Raw genomic sequence first — 16317 nt, forward strand, 5'->3', positions numbered from 1 at the left:
TAGTTTTGATCCCGGGTTACGGCTTTGCCTTCACCCAGGCTTCGTGTCTCGCCATGATGAAACAAACATACCCTGTCAATGGTTAGCTTAAACTTATTCTTTATCTAATATTCCTTGCTGTTGAATTTCATTTTTAAAATATTTGATGAAAAATGTTTTCGTCAGCTTGGGATTTTTATTATTTACCCTGATAAATTCAATTTGGAAACCACATTTTTTATAAAATTCAGGGGCTTGAAATGCATTGGTTACTAAATTGATATTGTTAAATCCTTTTCCCTCAAATCGATCTTCAAGGTTTTGCAGCAGCATTTTCCCATAGCCTTTGCCACGATGCTTTTGGTGTACCCACATGTCATCAACGTAAATTTCTGCAAATGCTGTAAAAGCATTGAGAACACCGCATGCATTTTGAGCTTCATCTTTTAAAATCAAACAGAATGGTTTGTAATTGACATCAATTCCGTGGCTGGTTTCATAGGCGACAAGATCTTTTCTCATAATTTCTTCTATATCGGGAGGTAGTGCAGTATGAAATTCTATTAATGTGTCTTGATTCTTTTGCATGGCTAATTAATTGTCTTATGTTAAAGGCACTGATTGACTAAAATTTGGTAACATGGGCTGCAATTCTTTTGCCAAAGAGTATAACAGCAAGTCATTTCCTTGAGCAGCCCCCATTTGTACTGATATTGGAAGTTGATTATGAAACATAACTGGAAGAGTCATGGCCGGTAAGCCAGCTTGGTTAAATAAGGAAGTAAATGGAGAAAATTCAACGTTCCTTTGTAAATAAAGATCGAATGCCTCATTAGTGCTTAGTTCACCTATAAATAATGGAAGCTGAGCTAAAGCAGGGGATAATAATACATCCGTTTGATTTAAAAACTGATGGAGGGGTTGAGTGAGCTGATATAAACGGTTCTTTGCAGTGAGATACGAATAAGCTGAAAGGGCTTTTCCTCGTTGATAAAACTCCCATGTCACTGGTTCAAGCTCATCAGGTGTCACTTTTTTTCTTAATTGAACTTCTTGGAGTTTAATAACTGTATAGGTATTTGCAGCAATAAGTGTAATAGCACAATCACCGATTGCTTTAAGGTCCAGCGCCAAATAGTTCCTCTGTATTGTATGCCCCATATTTTTTAATAATTCTTCAACTTTGTTTACTGCCTCAAGACAAGGAGAAGCGACAGGGACCGGTGTAAAAATTCCATCTAAATAAAGGATATTTAATTTTTTATTCGGACGAAGAGGGTGTACTCGAGATTGATCGGCCAGCTTATGAAATAATGCCTCTGAATCGCGAAGGGAACGAGTTAAGACAAAATTTACTGCCAAACCAGACCATAATTCATTAGTCAAAGGGCCAGTTGGAGTTATGCCCGTAGTCGGTTTAAAACCAAATAAACCACAACATGCAGCAGGAATCCTAATGGATCCACCACCATCACTTGCTGTCGAGACAGGAGCAATACCTGCAGCAATTGCAGCAGCTGAACCGCCTGAAGAGCCCCCTGGAGTTCTATTAAGGTCATAAGGATTACGGCAGGGTCCTAATAAAGCCGACTCAGTAACATAGGAAAGACCCAGCTCTGGTGCATTTGTTTTTGCAATGGGAATAAAGCCTAATGCAATCATTTTACTCACTAAATCACTAGTGATTGGAGCAATATTGTGAGCAAAAAAACGAGATCCTTCTGTACTTCGAATCCCAGAAATCCAGTGTCCTAAATCCTTAATTAATAAAGGAACACCATAATATGGCTCATTACCCTGAAGGTTAGCGAGACATTTTTTAGCAAAATCGGAACAATCAGTCACTACAGCATTAAGTGTTGTGTTGACCTCGTTTATTCGTGAAAGAGCACAGTTCAGGGCTTCATGGGGACTAATTTCGCGTGTTTTAATTCGTTTTGCCAGTTCAGTTGCATCACAACGAAGATATTCTTTTAATAACATTGCATACCTGCTTCTATTAGGAATTCAGGAACAATAATTGTTGTTCCTGAATTAAAATTAGATACTTCGTTTATTCGTCATGGCAGGCTTTAAATTTTTCTGCCATTTTTTCTTCCACTTTTTTCCATTTATTTTGAAGCTCTGTTTTTTGTTGTGGGTTAAGTACTGCATAAATTTGATTTTTGGCTGTAATTTTAGCTTTGATCATATCACCAATCAGTTTGGTCTTCTTATCAACTAAACTGTCCACAGTTGATTGATCCATATTAGCTGATTCAGCTTGTTGATTGAGTTGCTGGCTTATATCCCGCATTTGAGTAACATCATTTTTCATTGTTGATTTAAGTTGTTCTAAGATAGGTTTTATTTTAGATTTTTGGCTGTCATCAAGTTTTAGTGATTCAACCATTTTTTTCAATCCTTCCCCGCACCCTCCAGAATGAGCTAATACTACTGGGCTAAGTGCTAACGTAAATGTAAATGCAGCAGCTTGTATAATTTTTTTATACATGATATGTCCCTTCCTTAGTTAAAATGTTAAAATCATTGGTAAGTATAGATGCTCCAAATGATTTTTGTAAAAAATATATGAAATAAATGTGATAAAAAAAATTCCTTTTTGAGCCACAAGAGGGAAGTAATAAATGGCTCATCTATTTATCGTTTTTAATTTTTTGGTTTACCAAGTGCATTTCGCATTCGTCTACAGACAGTGGTATGGAATAATAATAACCCTGGACTCCATCAATACCCTGTTCTCGTAAGAATTCAAGCTGCAGCTTATTCTCAACACCTTCAGCAACAACCATTATATTTAACTTATGAGCTATTGTTGCAATTGCCTTAATAATCGTTTGGTCTAAATAATCATTATGACAATTGCTAATAAACATTTTATCAATTTTTATTTTTTTTACAGGTAAATGTTTTAAATAAGATAAGCTGGAATAACCAGTGCCGAAATCATCAATCACTAAACTTATATCCATTTCTTCTAGTAAATTAAGTTCCTTATACAATTTATCACTATATTCAATAAAAATTGATTCTGTTATTTCCAACTCAATAGACGATGCATCGAGTTGATTTTCAGCAAGGGAATCAGCAATTATTTTACTCAATGAGTGTCGAATAAATTGAACCGTAGATATATTAATTGCAATAGGGCCAGATAGTATTTTTTTATCTTTCCAGCTTTTTGCTTGGCGACATACATTTTTTATAATCCATTCACTGACTGGAATTAATAATGAGCTTTTTTCTAAATTGGGGATAAATTTAGAAGCATCTAAGATACCTTTTTCCGGATGATTCCAACGTAACAAAGCTTCAAGGCCAATTATGTTGTCAGTGCTTGCTTCATAAAATGGTTGATACATTATGAAGAACTCTTGTTTGTCATAAGCACGTTGTAACTCTTTACCCAATCCATGTGTTTGTTGATATTCCTCATAGAGTTCGTTAGAGTAATAATGAAATTGGTTTCTACCTTTCTCTTTTGCTTGATAAAGAGCTGTATCAGCCAGTTTAAGCAAGGTTTCAATATTTTTCCCATCATCAGGATAAATACTTATACCCATACTGGATGCGATTTGAATTAAATGTTCACCTATAGGAACTGGTTTGGTTATATCTGAGAGCAATCGCTCAACTATTGCTGTAATTTGATCTTTGGAGTTTATATTGAACAGGATAATTGTAAATTCATCCCCACCTATTCGTGCAGCAATATCAAACTCACGTAGACATGAAGTGATTGTTTTTGCAACATGAATCAGCAACTTATCCCCATTATCATGTCCTAAAGTATCATTAATTACCTTAAAATAGTCTATATCTAAAAATAATAAAGCAATCTTACCCTGAAACTTCATGACTTGATTTGAATTTTGTTGAAATATTTCATAGAGCAAATTTCGATTTGCTAATCCCGTCAATGGATCATGAGTAGCCTGATAATAAAGTTTTGCATTCTCAAGTGAAATCATTGCTTGTGAAACGAGTAATTGTAAGTTATCTAAATGGCTTGGGGTAAAGGTGTAACTACTGCTGTTGTTCTCTAAATACAAAATTCGACATAATTGGCTCTTATAAAATAAGGGCATCATTAAAAGAGACCTGGGATTTTCTTGTTGAACATATTCATCTTGAAAAGTTAGTTCTGATTGAATGGCATCATTTAAAATAATTGCCTTTTGGGTACGTTGAACATAATTAAGAATTGAAATAGGATATTTTATAATACGTTCCTCATCCGTTGGAGTATTGAGATAAATAATTTGATGATCTAAATTTCCTTCTGCTTCAACCACCCACTTATCATTGGCTTGTGTTAAAATGATACCGCGTTGTGCACCAGCATTTTCTAATACAATCACTAAGAGCTTTTGCAGTAGTTTATCCAGGCGAATTTCACTCGATATCAGTTGATTAAATTTTAAAACGGCCAACATATCTAAAGTTGGTGTATTAACTTGTAGATCAGGATGGTTGTTAATTAACGTTGTTGACTGGGAAGACTGTTCTAAAAGTTTAACTTTTGTATTTGCGCCCCAATCCTTGAAATATTGATGGGCATGAGACAAATAAGTTTTTGCGACATTATCTATCTTGATTTTATTGCAGTAGTAAGCAGCGCGTTCATTAGCAATTGCCGCAATTAAAACTAACTCGCTTGCAAGGGCTGCTTCGATTGCTTGTTCATAAAGTAGTAAAACACTCTCATTTTGGCTTCTCAAACTCATCAATTCAGCATTGATAATTAAAGAATAAGCTTTAAAGTTTCCCGGACACCACGTTTCATATTTTGTGATGAACGCTTTAAGTCGATTTATTTTTTTTAAATAAAGCCGATATTTTGATTTGGGTAGTTTGGGTAATATAGCTAATAATGATAGCGCATAGAAAAATTTACCGTCCAAATGGCTAATTAAGCCTTTATCATATTCTGAATAGAGCTCATGGTTATTCCCTGCCTTGACTGCCTCAGCAAAATTCCCTAATAGAAAATGTAATTGGGTCAAAGAACTATAGAAAAAGCTTAATTCGGTTTTATTTTTTCCATTGATAATATTTTTTTCAAATAATGATAATTGCTTAATTTTTGTAAAACCAGGTTTTTCTAAACATTGTGTTAAATAATCCCAAAATGTAGTTACATTAACAAAATCCGATATTTTCATACGTGACACAAAGGATAAAGCGGATTTTATATTCTTTTTAGTTTCGTCTAATTTTTTACCTGCTGAAAGTGCATGAAGTATCAAGAGCAAGTTACTGTAGTTACTGTATATTAAGTCACCCACTTCACAACACAGCTTAAATGCTTTAATAACTGTGTTATTGCATGAGTTAAGTGACTTTTGATAGGGCTCAATAAAAGTACCCAGTACAAATTGATTTTTACCCTCAAAATTTGACGCACCATATTCTTGCTTTAACCGGTTATAAAGCGCGATAAGGGATATTGCATCATCATACAAATTCAGGGAATGCATAATAATAAAGGCATAAACTGGAATGGACATTGAGGTGCTTTCAGTATATCCATATTTTAAGCTTAAGAGCATGTTTTTGCAGGTCAGGATTACAAAAAATTTCTGATTCGTGATGAATGCATTATTGAGCAATTGGGTAATTAAATTCACTATTGCAATCTGCTTTAAATCAGTCATCAGGGGTAATCTTAGATTTTCAATTTTAGTGCGTCTCAATTGAAATTTAACTTTATAGATAGAGAGTAATATATGTATTAAATTTGGCTTCTTCGGTATCTTTACGCCAAAACTTCGTAATGCACTTAATCCCATCTTTAAGGCCTCGGCATGCTTTCCGAGCGCAGAGAGCATCTCAATTTTCAAACGATAAATTTCAATTTTATCCAAAGCACCATTTGCATGTGTTAAGAGCTCGCTGAAATATTTATCTGCAGTTTTAAAATCCCCAATTAAATACCTGCACACTGCAAATTCTTTAAAAAGTTGGAATATCAGATTATAATTTTTTTCCCAATGATATGGTTTTAACAGTTCAACACCTACAGATAGATGTTCATCAGCGACATCATAAGCGGATGCTAATTTTGCTTTTTGTCCTGCCCATAAATTATATTGAGCCAACTTCAATCGTTCACTCGATTTATGAATTAATGAAATACTCTGGTTAAAATGTTTTAATATATCAAATAGGCGTTCATCGTGTTCTACAAGCGGCCTATCTTTTAATAACAATCTGCCTATTTTTAAATGAATATTTGGTCTTTCTTGTTCCTTAATCAGTTGATAAGCTGCTTGCTGAACTCTGTCATGAACAAAAATATAATGCAGTGACGTGTCAGTAAATTCCGTAATGCTTTCATGTAATCCCATCAAACCCGATGTTTTATAAGCTTCTTCAACAGGGTAGATTAGGTTTGCTTTAATTGCATGCCATAAATGTTCTGCAATTTGACTCATTGAGTGACTGTTGATAATTTGTAAGGTTTGAAAATTGAACTGATATCCAAAACATGAACCTAATTTTAAAATTTCTTGTGTAGGTTTGGGGAGTAAATGAATTTTGATGGTTAACAGATCAATTACATTATCCGTTGCACTTTGTTGTTGAATTTTTATTAAATCCCATTCCCAAGCACCATGCTCATAAGAGAAGGTCAATAAATTTTGTTGATATATTATTTTTAGAAATTCATTAATAAAAAATGGATTGCCATGAGTTTTATCAAAAATACATTTAGCCAAATCTTGGACTTTTTTTTGTGAACTGGATAGTGTATCGACTAGAAGAGCCTGAATGTTATTTAAGCGTAGTGGCTTTAGGGTTAATGTATTTAAATTCACTTTATTTTTATTTAAGTTATTAATACTTAACTGTAAGGGATGACTCTCATTGATTTCATTATCACGATAAGCACCAATAATTAGTAAGTAATTCGTTTCACGATCCTGTAATAGATTTTCAATAAAATTAAGTGAAGAATTATCTGCCCATTGTAGATCATCTAGAAACATAACCAGTGGATGCTCTGCTTGAGCAAAGACTCGTACAAAATTTTGAAATGCCAAATTAAAACGAATTTGTGTTTCTACAGGGCTCAATGGAAGTACCGGTGGCTGTTTGCCTATGATGAGTTCAACTTCTGGAATCACATCAATGACAACCTGTCCTATGTTACCTAAAGAATGTATCAGCAATTTTTTTAGTTTTTCTAATTTGTCTTCACTCTCTGACAGGACTTGTTTTACAAGGTTTTTGAATGCAGCTACAATTGCGCCATAAGGAATACTTCGTTGTAATTGATCAAATTTACCCTGAATGTAATAAGCTCTATGTTGAACAATAGGCTTATGTACTTCTTTCACTAATGAGGTTTTTCCGATGCCGGAGTAACCTGCTATGAAAATTATTTCTTTGCTCCCTTGGCTTATCCGATTAAATGCTTTGATTAATTTATCTACTTGTAGTTCTCGGCCATATAAATTACGAGAAATACTTAAATGATCGCGAATATCGTTTCGTCCAAGGGTAAACTCATTAATTGAGCCCTTTTGTTGCCATTGATTTAAACATTCCTTAAGATCTGATTTTAAACCTATAATACTGGAATAGCGATCTTCTGGCATTTTACATAGCAATTTATCGATAATTGCATCCAACATTCTGGGTGCATCAGGCCTAACTTCTAATACTGTTGGTGGTTTTTTGGCGATATGACAATGTACCAATTCAAGAGTGTCCACTGTTTGAAAGGGCAATTGATTCGTCAACATTTCATAAAACGTGATACCTAGTGAATAAAAATCAGTACGATAGTCAACAGGGCGGTTAATACGTCCTGTTTGCTCTGGTGAAATATAGGCCAAGTCTTCTTCAAATGATCCCAGTTTTAGATAATCAAACGTTTCTTCTGTCAACTTGGAAGAGGTGCTTAAGTCAACCAATTTAAGGTTCAGTTTTTCAGGATCAATAACTATATTAGATGGTTTTATTTCTTTGTGTATAATGTGACGCTGATGCAATTCTCCTACAATATCAACAAGTTGCAATGCTAAAATCAAAAAGCTCTCAATATCCAATTGATGCATAAGAAGGTATGAAGTTAATAATTGTCCTTTTACATCTTCCAGAATTAAAACAGGTGTTTGCAAATTTTGCAGAAAATCGTAAGCCTTAATAATAGTGGGGGCTTCAATCATATTAAGTAAATAATACTCATGTTGCAAAATAGCCAAATTTTCCGAGCTAGGGTGATGTTTGCTTGGTGTTTTGAGAAGAACTCTGCGACTATCCTTTAGTCGCAAGGCATAATAGGTATCAATATTATGGTTATGCCTCATTTTTTCTCGTAATGCATATCCTGATATAGAAATCATTTATTTCCCTAGCAATGAGTTAGATAAACAATGCATCAATTCCTCCTTTTATATTATAGAAGATATTGAAGCTTAATAAGGTGATTAATCAATATATTTCACTAGGCTAGACATTTAAACTCATTTTTTTCCGTTAAACACTGCCAAACAAGTCCACAACAGAGGCGAGTAGGGGCGGTGTTTGTATCATAATTAATAAAATAAGGTTATAATCGCGCAATAAGTATAAAAAAATTGTTCTATTCCTACTCCTTTTTAGTAAAATGCAAAATAGGAGATACGCTATATTACTGTTTTAATTGAGAAAAAATATGGCTAAAGTAAATCTAGAATACGCTACAAATGGTTTGGGTTTCTTTACAAAAATTAAAAAGATAAATTCAATTATTTGTGAATCTAAGAAAAAAGATTCAATTTCTATCTTTGATGCTAAAGATGAGAAAGAAATTGGTCGTGATAGGAGCTATGCAGTATTTCCAGAATTGAGAATCGAAAATGCTAAAATAACTTTAGAGAGTTTTCGTCGTTGTTTAAATAATAGAGGCATTCAAGATTTAGCATTTCAAAATAAAATTTTAAATATGATATTGCAGAACCGAGACGGTGTTCAATTTGCAATGAACAAAATTGTTGACTCATTATTATATTTAGAGGATGAATATCCTATATGGATGCGTCCAGATTTACCCGAGTATAAAATAGAATTAGAAGTTGATAATAACAATAGTGTTAATCTTATATTTAAAGGCATCTGGGAAACGCTGACTACAGATGATTCAGCAGGGCCTAAAGAGAATGCAATTGAGGCCTGTATTAAAATAAATATATCTCGAGATTTAGTAGCAATCACTTCTTTTGATCTTACAAAATTATCAGATATGCCAAACGTAACTAAAGCATTCGAGCTTCTAGAAGCGAATCAACAAAATATTCTTATGAAACTTATTACTTTTATCCGACACGTGCTTGGATATAATAGTGAGCTTCGACTAGAAGAACGGCAAGAGAATGATCGGAGTTGGTCTCCTGGTAACTAATATATAAATTTAAGTAAGGTAACTAGATACCGCGCATGAAGCGCGGTACAGATTATCAACAGCCCCTAATTTCAAATCATCTATGCTTCTTCAGCACCTGCAGTCACATTACCCATAGTGTAAGAATGAGCACCCGTGCCTGCCAGTCTTCCTTTATCTACAATTAGATAAACATCACGGATAGGACGGCCCTCTAACCAACACTCCAAAATCTCACGTGTCCCTGCAGCATAACGAGCTTGTGCAGACAGTGAAGTTCCAGAAATATGAGGGGTCATTCCTTGATAAGGCATTGTTCGCCACGGGTGATCTTTAGGTGCTGGTTGTGGGAACCATACATCACCTGCGTAACCCGCAAGTTGACCGTTTTCACAAGCCTGTACAATGGCTTCACGATCGCATATTTTCCCTCGAGCGGTATTAATCAGGTATGATCCGCGCTTCATTTTATTAATCAATCGCTCATCAAACAAATTCTCTGTCTCAGGCGTCAGAGGGCAATTAATGGTGACTACATCGCATGCTTGAACTAGAGACTCAACATGATGATGAAAAACCAGTCCTAATTCCTTTTCAATGTGTTCGGGTAAACGATGACGATCTGTATAATGCAACTTGACATCAAATGGTTTCAAACGTTTCATAACCGCCAAACCAATACGCCCACATGCAACAGAACCTACAGTCATTCCTTCCAGATCATAGGATCGCACGACGCAATCAGCAATATTCCAACCTTTTTCCACAACCCATTGATGAGAGGGTAAATAATTACGTACTAAAGAAAGAATCATCATCACGACATGTTCCGCAACACTGATACTGTTTGAATAAGTTACTTCAGCTACAGTAATGTTATTTTCTTTTGCAGCTTGTAAGTCTACATGATCAGAACCTATACCTGCAGTGATGACTAATTTTAGTTTTTTTGCTTTAGCTATTCGCTCAGCAGTTAAATAAGCAGGCCAAAAAGGTTGAGAAATAACAACATCGGCGTCGGGTAATTCTTTTTCAAAAACTGAATTTGGGCCTTCCTTATCTGAAGTAACCACAAATTGATGGCCTTGGGCTTCAAGAAATGAGCGCAAACCCAAAGCACCCGAAACGGATCCCAGTAAAGTACCCGGTTTAAAATCATAATGCTTAGGGGTAGGGACACTTTGTCCATCAGGATAGTGTTCTATTTTTGGAAGTGTATCTCGAGCATAATATTTAGGGTACCCATTAATTGGATCCTCATAGAGAACACATAAAATTTTAGCCATACATTTGTCCTTAAATAAAATGGTTAAATTGAGCCCGGTCGTTCAATTTTATTTCATCTATTGCGAAAATATAGCGGAACGATCAATTTAGCATTAGTCCTAATTAATGCTAAGTTCTCGAAACAAGATAATGAATTTATTCTGATAACTTGTAAACTATTATTATTAAATAAATTTTAAGCAGAGATAGAACCAATAGACTTTTTTAGTAGTGATATTTTATAAAAAATAAACAAGAGCATCATTTAAGATGCTTCTTGTTTTTCAATTGACAAAGACAATTAAATAACAGGAACTCTTATTTTACAAAGTTCAATGATATTTAATTGGATTTCAAGTTGTGTTCCTTCCCAAGATCAAGCAATTGTTCATTTTTTATTGTTAAGCCTTTATATTGGTCTTTGAGTATAGCAATTGCGTCTTTTGCAAACTCCGGGCTAATTGTCACCCTAAGTTGGTCTGAATGGAAACCTGGTCCTCTAGGCTCAGCTTTAAAGTCCTTGTCTTTTTGGAACGAGATTCCTTTATTATCTTGGGCACGAATAATTGTTAAAAGTGCTTGATAAGCAAAAGTCATATCGCCGATTTTATCTAAGGTTCCATCTGTCATTACAAGGGAGCCATCGCGCTGTATTTCAACGGTTGTCTTGTAGGTCATTTTTTTTCTCACTTTATGGTTAATTTGTATATAATTTTAGCAGAAATTATTAACAAGACATTAAACCCTCATTTATGGATAAAAAACTTTATTCCAGAACAGAAAGGAATTAGGATTACTTCATCATAAAAATCTAATTCTAGTTATTGATAACTAAAAAGAACTCCGCTTGGGTGCCACTCATGAGAGATGATTCTAAGATTGAATTTGCAAATACCCTACGGGGCCTTGCCGCACTATTTGTCGTCATCTCTCATTATTTAAGCGCTTTTTGGTATAAGAGGGACTCTATTGCTCATCTGATTAACGCACCTCTATTAACCCCTGAAGCTCATGCAACGCCAATTTATGTTACATGGCTTAACCTATTCTCGCTTTTTGACTGGGGCTCTTATGGGGTAGGTTTATTTTTCATAATCAGCGGTTTTGTTATTCCCTTTTCACTTCAGAAGACCAATGGAATAGGTTTTTGTGTCACTCGTTTTTTTCGTATTGTTCCTACTTATATTGTTGGATTTAGTATGACCTTATTGGCTCTTTTTTTAGGAGGGAGATATTTTATTACAACATGGCCCTATACTTTTCAAGAGCTGTTAATTCACTACATTCCGGGTATTCGAGACATTCTTGAGTCAAGAAATATTGACGTGATTATCTGGACTCTTGAAGTAGAAATGAAGTTCTATCTCATAGTAGCCATATCGATTGCCTGGTTTCGCAGTTACTCTCTAAAGGTTTTTTTTATACCCGCATTACTTTTTCTTTTAACCTGTTTTCTAGCGCATAGGACTCCAGAGTGGGCAACAAGTAATTTGGCAGCATTCATTTGGTCAGAAATTTACATGATGTCAGCACAATATATAATTTTTATGTTTATTGGTGTTGTGTTTCATTATTTATATTGTCATAAAATTACGCCCGATTTGGGTTATTTTTTTATCGGTATCTTATTGACCATGTTTTGTATTGCTTGGTGGTCAGGACCTTATGCAGGAAATTTAATCCTGGCTTGGAGCTATGCATTTGCTTTATTAACTTTTTTATTTGCCTATATTTTCCCTCATTTTTTTAAAGCAAATCGTGTATTTAATTTTTTGGCTCGTATTAGTTATCCGTTGTATGTTATTCATAGTATCGCAGGTTATGTTGCTCTACGTATGATGTTGGATATGAATTTTAAAACTTGGCTGTCTCTGTTGCTCGTTTTTATTACCTCTCTGTTATTGTCTTGGTTTCTCCATATATTTATTGAGTTGCCTTCGCGCACATTAGGGCAAAAGCTTGCGGCAAAATTAAGTACCAACTCACTAGGATCGCCAATATTTATTAAAAAAATGATAAAGTCATTGAGATGAAAACAATCGCAGAAATTAACTTAGGAATCTTATGTCAGCTTATGAAACCATTTTAAGCAAACAAGAAAAAAAATGGATCTTAGACAGACGCATAACAAGACTCTCTGACAATAAAGAGGTTCAAATTTATCCAATGGGAGCCGAACGCTATTTATCATCTGCATTAGCTGGAAATCAAAAAGGCCGATATGATGTCCGAGCGGATATCGAGGGAAAAAATGTGTTGGTCATTCCTGGGTATGGGAATAGCAGCTTTTTATTTGCCCAAGCCGGTGCTAAAACCATTACCGCCTATGATAAAGATCCAGTGACAATTGCTTGGATGAAAGCATTTAAAAAATATTACCTTTATCGTGAATACGACAGTCAAGGAAATCCACTTCCTTCAATTGGCGAATTATTTGATGCACTCACTTGTTGGTATCCACCTTTAGTTACTTTATCGAGTGGAAAATTTACTAATTTTCTAGCTTGGTTAATGTTCCCCAATTCATTAAGGAGGACTTATATTCACTATATGGTGGTATTGGTTCAACATGCAATTCAGTCAAAAAAACAAAGTAATTTTGAACTGGATAAAAATATTGAATTCTATGTGGGAACAATAGATAAACTACTGATGAGTGATAAAAAACAAACTTTTGATACTGCATTTGTCCCATATTTGCTTGGTGTTGAGAACGGGATTGAAAAAGAAAAAGATATCGTGTGCTTTATAGAACAATTAACTCAAATTGTTCCTGAAGGCCGCATTTTAGTAAGTCCTTCCAGAGACCTAAAACAATATTATATGATGGGAAAAAGTTATTTTGTAACAACAGGTTATGCAGATATTCAAGAGATCCCTGCATTAAAAAATTATATTGTAGGAGAAGATAAATCCTGGTTTCGGACTCAAGGACTTGCAATATTTGGCGTCCGACGCAATTAATCTGGTGTTTAAACCTATTCATGAATTATTTAATTGAGGGCCAGCTCGCTGGTAGCTTACTTTCAGGTATCAAACACCAGAAAACTCTCGGCGTTCCAACTTTGATATCCCTAGAGGCTGAAAACTAAAATTATCAGTTGATGAAATAAAACAGTTAACGGAACCCGGAATCGTTAAATAGGATGTTAAATCTGTACTCCCCGGGTTCCGCTGCGCTGCACCCAGGCTACAAAACCTCAAGCATTCAAGACCAAGGCTCTTAATCACTTTATTTTTCAAATTTTTATGCCATAAATTAAATCAAGGTGAGCAATTTGATCGACATATGATTTCCATTCAGTTACGATTTTATGAAGAGTTAAATGATTTTCTTTCGCCAGAAAAGCGTAAAACACAGTTTATTCATACCGTAGCTCAAAAAACCTCAATTAAAGATCTTATTGAATCTCTTGGGGTTCCGCATACTGAAATCGAAGTGATTTTAGTCAATGGAAAATCAGTTGATTTCAGCTATCTTGTTCAAGATAAAGATTATATTTCCGTATATCCTGTTTTTGAGACTTTTGATGTAAGTGAGTTAATTCGACTTCGTCCGAAGCCACTGAGAAAAATGCGATTTATTCTGGACGTCCATCTTGGGAAACTCGCTAAGTATTTGCGTTTACTCGGATTTGATGTGATTTATGAAAACAATTTGACAGATGAGGCCATTATTAAATGCAGTAAAAATGAACATCGAATTGTGCTAACACGTGATATCGGAATTTTAAAAAACAAAACCATCACACACGGTCACTGGATGCACCATACCGACCCTGAACAACAAGTAGAGGAAGTGCTGCATCAGTTCCAGTTAAAGAAGCAGTGCCATCCATTTACGCGGTGTCTCTCTTGTAATGGGCAGTTAAAAAACATTGAAAAAGACAAAGTTAGCGCAGATATTCCAAAATTGGCACAAAAATATTATGAAACCTTCATGCTGTGCGAGTCTTGCAAAAAAGTTTATTGGGAAGGCTCACACTATAATAAGTTAAAAAAATGGGTTGAAAATATTTTACATTGAATCCATATTCACTGCTAAACTAAAGAGATACCTAATTTTTTAATTAAAACATTATGATAAATCATCCAATTGATTCTTTTTTTCAATCAAAAGCATTCGCTGTGATTGGTGCTTCATCCAATCGCGCTAAATTTGGAAATAAGGTTTTACGTTGTTATCAACAAAATGACAAAAAAGTGTATCCTGTAAATCCTCAAGAAACTCAAATTGAAGGATTATCGGTTATCTCTTCGGTACGTGATTTACCCGACGAAGTAGAAAGCATTTCTATAATAACCCCACCGACTGTTACTGAGAAAATTGTTGAGGAAGCAATTCAAAAAGGCATTAAAAATATTTGGATGCAGCCAGGTGCAGAGAGTGAGAAAGCCATTCAAAACTGCAAACAGCATAAAATAAATATCATAGCGGGCGGCCCCTGCATTTTAGTTACTCTGGATTATAAAGAACACTAAGATTTTTTCACATCTCCACCACTAATGGAGAATCACATGTTTTTTTTGCCATATATGGATGATAATTTGGCTGTAATTATGAGGGATATCTATGTACATGTGGCTTGAACTATTGATTATGCTGTTTCTTATCTTAATATCAGCACAATTATTTTCTAATGCGTTGGAATATTTTGGTGAGCGAATAAACATTTCAACGGGGGTTACAGGTTCAATATTCGCAGCAATTTCCACCGCACTGCCAGAAACAACCGTACCGCTTTTAGCAATTCTTGCAGGAACCTCTGATCGGCAAATTAATGAAGAAATTAGCGTTGGGGCAATTTTGGGTGCTCCATTAATGTTATCAACCTTATCAACGTTTATTATGGCTTTTTCAGTGATTAAAAAGCGGGGCGTTAATGGATACATAGCACCAGAATTTACTGGATTTAAACGAGATTTGAATTTTTTCTTAATTGCATTTACATTTGGTGCATTAGCAATGTTCCTGCCACTAAAGCCAAACTATATACGTATTTTATTCAGTATCATCCTCATTTCTCTTTATTTTATCTATTTATTATTTACCTTCAGCGCATCTAAAGCCTTGGTGGAAAAAGGACATGCCGTCATCACTAATGAACCTTTGCTTCTAACCAAATTCGGTTTAAAAACCAATCTTAAAACAATCCTAATCCAATTGATTTTTGGCCTAATTTTATTAGTATTTAGCGCAAAAGGATTCATTGAAGGGGTCCATGGGGTGGCCGACTCTATTGGGATACCTGTTCTGCTTTTATCATTGCTTATTATTCCTTTAGCCACTGAATTACCAGAAAAGGTAAACAGTGTAATTTGGGTAAGAAAAGGTCAAGATACTCTTGGTTTTGGTAATATAACCGGGGCGATGGTCTTTCAGGGTACATTACTGCCTGCATTAGGCATACTTTTAACACCCTGGCAACCGTCCAGAATAGTGCTTACTGGCATCCTTGTCACATACCTTGCTACGGCATGGCTAAGATTTAGAATTTCAATTCATGGAATTAAAATTAGCGCATTGTTTTTAAACGGAATTTTATACGTAACTTATCTAGGGATCGTTCTTTCATAATGTATAACTATGAACCGATGTTCTCAACTTATCTTTATTAAAAAATAATTATCTCTTATTTTATTTTCACAATGAATAAGTTATAAGCTCATATAACGAGCAGAATAATAATATTTTTCATAAG

General features: G+C 34.7%; 12 protein-coding genes. 6 read left to right on the plus strand and 6 right to left on the minus strand.

Going from position 1 to position 16317, the window contains the following annotated elements; genetic code table 11:
* Nucleotides 1–93 precede the first annotated feature (93 nt).
* From Lstg_RS10435 to Lstg_RS10450, 4 genes are all read right to left on the minus strand, one after another.
* Nucleotides 94–567 carry a GNAT family N-acetyltransferase gene (locus Lstg_RS10435; RefSeq protein ID WP_058477600.1) on the minus strand — a complete coding sequence of 158 codons (474 nt, stop codon included), beginning with the start codon at nucleotides 565–567 and terminating at the stop codon, nucleotides 94–96.
* 15 nt (nucleotides 568–582) lie between these two features.
* A complete protein-coding gene (locus Lstg_RS10440) occupies nucleotides 583–1962 on the minus strand; it encodes an amidase (RefSeq protein WP_058477601.1) in 1380 nt (459 codons plus the stop codon).
* Nucleotides 1963–2032: 70 nt separating this feature from the next.
* Entirely contained in the window at nucleotides 2033–2473 is a 441-nt protein-coding gene (locus Lstg_RS10445; RefSeq protein ID WP_058477602.1) for a Spy/CpxP family protein refolding chaperone, read from the minus strand.
* Nucleotides 2474–2615: 142 nt separating this feature from the next.
* The gene (locus Lstg_RS10450; RefSeq protein WP_058477603.1) at nucleotides 2616–8333 is read right to left on the minus strand and encodes an EAL domain-containing protein; all 5718 of its coding nucleotides are present in this window, start codon (nucleotides 8331–8333) and stop codon (nucleotides 2616–2618) included.
* Nucleotides 8334–8644: 311 nt separating this feature from the next.
* Here Lstg_RS10450 and Lstg_RS10455 point away from each other — a divergent pair, with 311 nt between their 5' ends.
* Nucleotides 8645–9370, plus strand: a complete 726-nt coding sequence (locus Lstg_RS10455) for a hypothetical protein (protein ID WP_058477604.1) — start codon at nucleotides 8645–8647, stop codon at nucleotides 9368–9370.
* Nucleotides 9371–9450: 80 nt separating this feature from the next.
* Here Lstg_RS10455 and Lstg_RS10460 read toward each other — a convergent pair whose 3' ends face one another.
* Both Lstg_RS10460 and Lstg_RS10465 read right to left on the minus strand, forming a co-directional pair.
* Nucleotides 9451–10635: an NAD-dependent formate dehydrogenase gene (locus Lstg_RS10460; RefSeq protein ID WP_058477605.1), complete on the minus strand. Its 1185-nt coding sequence runs from the start codon at nucleotides 10633–10635 to the stop codon at nucleotides 9451–9453.
* A gap of 322 nt (nucleotides 10636–10957) precedes the next feature.
* On the minus strand, nucleotides 10958–11293 hold the full coding sequence (locus Lstg_RS10465) for a hypothetical protein (protein ID WP_058477606.1): 336 nt from the start codon (nucleotides 11291–11293) through the stop codon (nucleotides 10958–10960).
* A 182-nt stretch (nucleotides 11294–11475) separates the two neighbouring features.
* Here Lstg_RS10465 and Lstg_RS10470 point away from each other — a divergent pair, with 182 nt between their 5' ends.
* The 5 genes from Lstg_RS10470 (at nucleotide 11476) to Lstg_RS10490 (ending at nucleotide 16193) form a co-directional block, all read left to right on the plus strand.
* A complete protein-coding gene (locus Lstg_RS10470) occupies nucleotides 11476–12648 on the plus strand; it encodes an acyltransferase family protein (protein ID WP_058477607.1) in 1173 nt (390 codons plus the stop codon).
* Nucleotides 12649–12679: 31 nt separating this feature from the next.
* Nucleotides 12680–13579 (plus strand): hypothetical protein, encoded by a 900-nt coding sequence (locus tag Lstg_RS10475; protein WP_058477608.1) that lies wholly within the window; start codon nucleotides 12680–12682, stop codon nucleotides 13577–13579.
* Between the two features lie 325 nt (nucleotides 13580–13904).
* On the plus strand, nucleotides 13905–14642 hold the full coding sequence (locus tag Lstg_RS10480) for a Mut7-C RNAse domain-containing protein (RefSeq protein ID WP_065235610.1): 738 nt from the start codon (nucleotides 13905–13907) through the stop codon (nucleotides 14640–14642).
* A gap of 53 nt (nucleotides 14643–14695) precedes the next feature.
* On the plus strand, nucleotides 14696–15097 hold the full coding sequence (locus tag Lstg_RS10485; RefSeq protein ID WP_058477610.1) for a CoA-binding protein: 402 nt from the start codon (nucleotides 14696–14698) through the stop codon (nucleotides 15095–15097).
* Nucleotides 15098–15194: 97 nt separating this feature from the next.
* Nucleotides 15195–16193: a sodium:calcium antiporter gene (locus Lstg_RS10490; RefSeq protein WP_058477693.1), complete on the plus strand. Its 999-nt coding sequence runs from the start codon at nucleotides 15195–15197 to the stop codon at nucleotides 16191–16193.
* Nucleotides 16194–16317 lie beyond the last annotated feature (124 nt).

Source organism: Legionella steigerwaltii, from assembly GCF_001468065.1.
GTDB classification, from domain to species: Bacteria; Pseudomonadota; Gammaproteobacteria; order Legionellales; family Legionellaceae; genus Legionella; species Legionella steigerwaltii.

Bases quoted from the DNA above. Each gene is read 5' to 3' on its own strand.
- Lstg_RS10435 (WP_058477600.1), bottom strand. From the start codon at position 567: ATGCAAAAGAATCAAGACACATTAATAGAATTTCATACTGCACTACCT.
- Lstg_RS10440 (WP_058477601.1), bottom strand. From the start codon at position 1,962: ATGTTATTAAAAGAATATCTTCGTTGTGATGCAACTGAACTGGCAAAA.
- Lstg_RS10445 (WP_058477602.1), bottom strand. From the start codon at position 2,473: ATGTATAAAAAAATTATACAAGCTGCTGCATTTACATTTACGTTAGCA.
- Lstg_RS10450 (WP_058477603.1), bottom strand. From the start codon at position 8,333: ATGATTTCTATATCAGGATATGCATTACGAGAAAAAATGAGGCATAAC.
- Lstg_RS10455 (WP_058477604.1), top strand. From the start codon at position 8,645: ATGGCTAAAGTAAATCTAGAATACGCTACAAATGGTTTGGGTTTCTTT.
- Lstg_RS10460 (WP_058477605.1), bottom strand. From the start codon at position 10,635: ATGGCTAAAATTTTATGTGTTCTCTATGAGGATCCAATTAATGGGTAC.
- Lstg_RS10465 (WP_058477606.1), bottom strand. From the start codon at position 11,293: ATGACCTACAAGACAACCGTTGAAATACAGCGCGATGGCTCCCTTGTA.
- Lstg_RS10470 (WP_058477607.1), top strand. From the start codon at position 11,476: ATGAGAGATGATTCTAAGATTGAATTTGCAAATACCCTACGGGGCCTT.
- Lstg_RS10475 (WP_058477608.1), top strand. From the start codon at position 12,680: ATGTCAGCTTATGAAACCATTTTAAGCAAACAAGAAAAAAAATGGATC.
- Lstg_RS10480 (WP_065235610.1), top strand. From the start codon at position 13,905: ATGATTTCCATTCAGTTACGATTTTATGAAGAGTTAAATGATTTTCTT.
- Lstg_RS10485 (WP_058477610.1), top strand. From the start codon at position 14,696: ATGATAAATCATCCAATTGATTCTTTTTTTCAATCAAAAGCATTCGCT.
- Lstg_RS10490 (WP_058477693.1), top strand. From the start codon at position 15,195: ATGTGGCTTGAACTATTGATTATGCTGTTTCTTATCTTAATATCAGCA.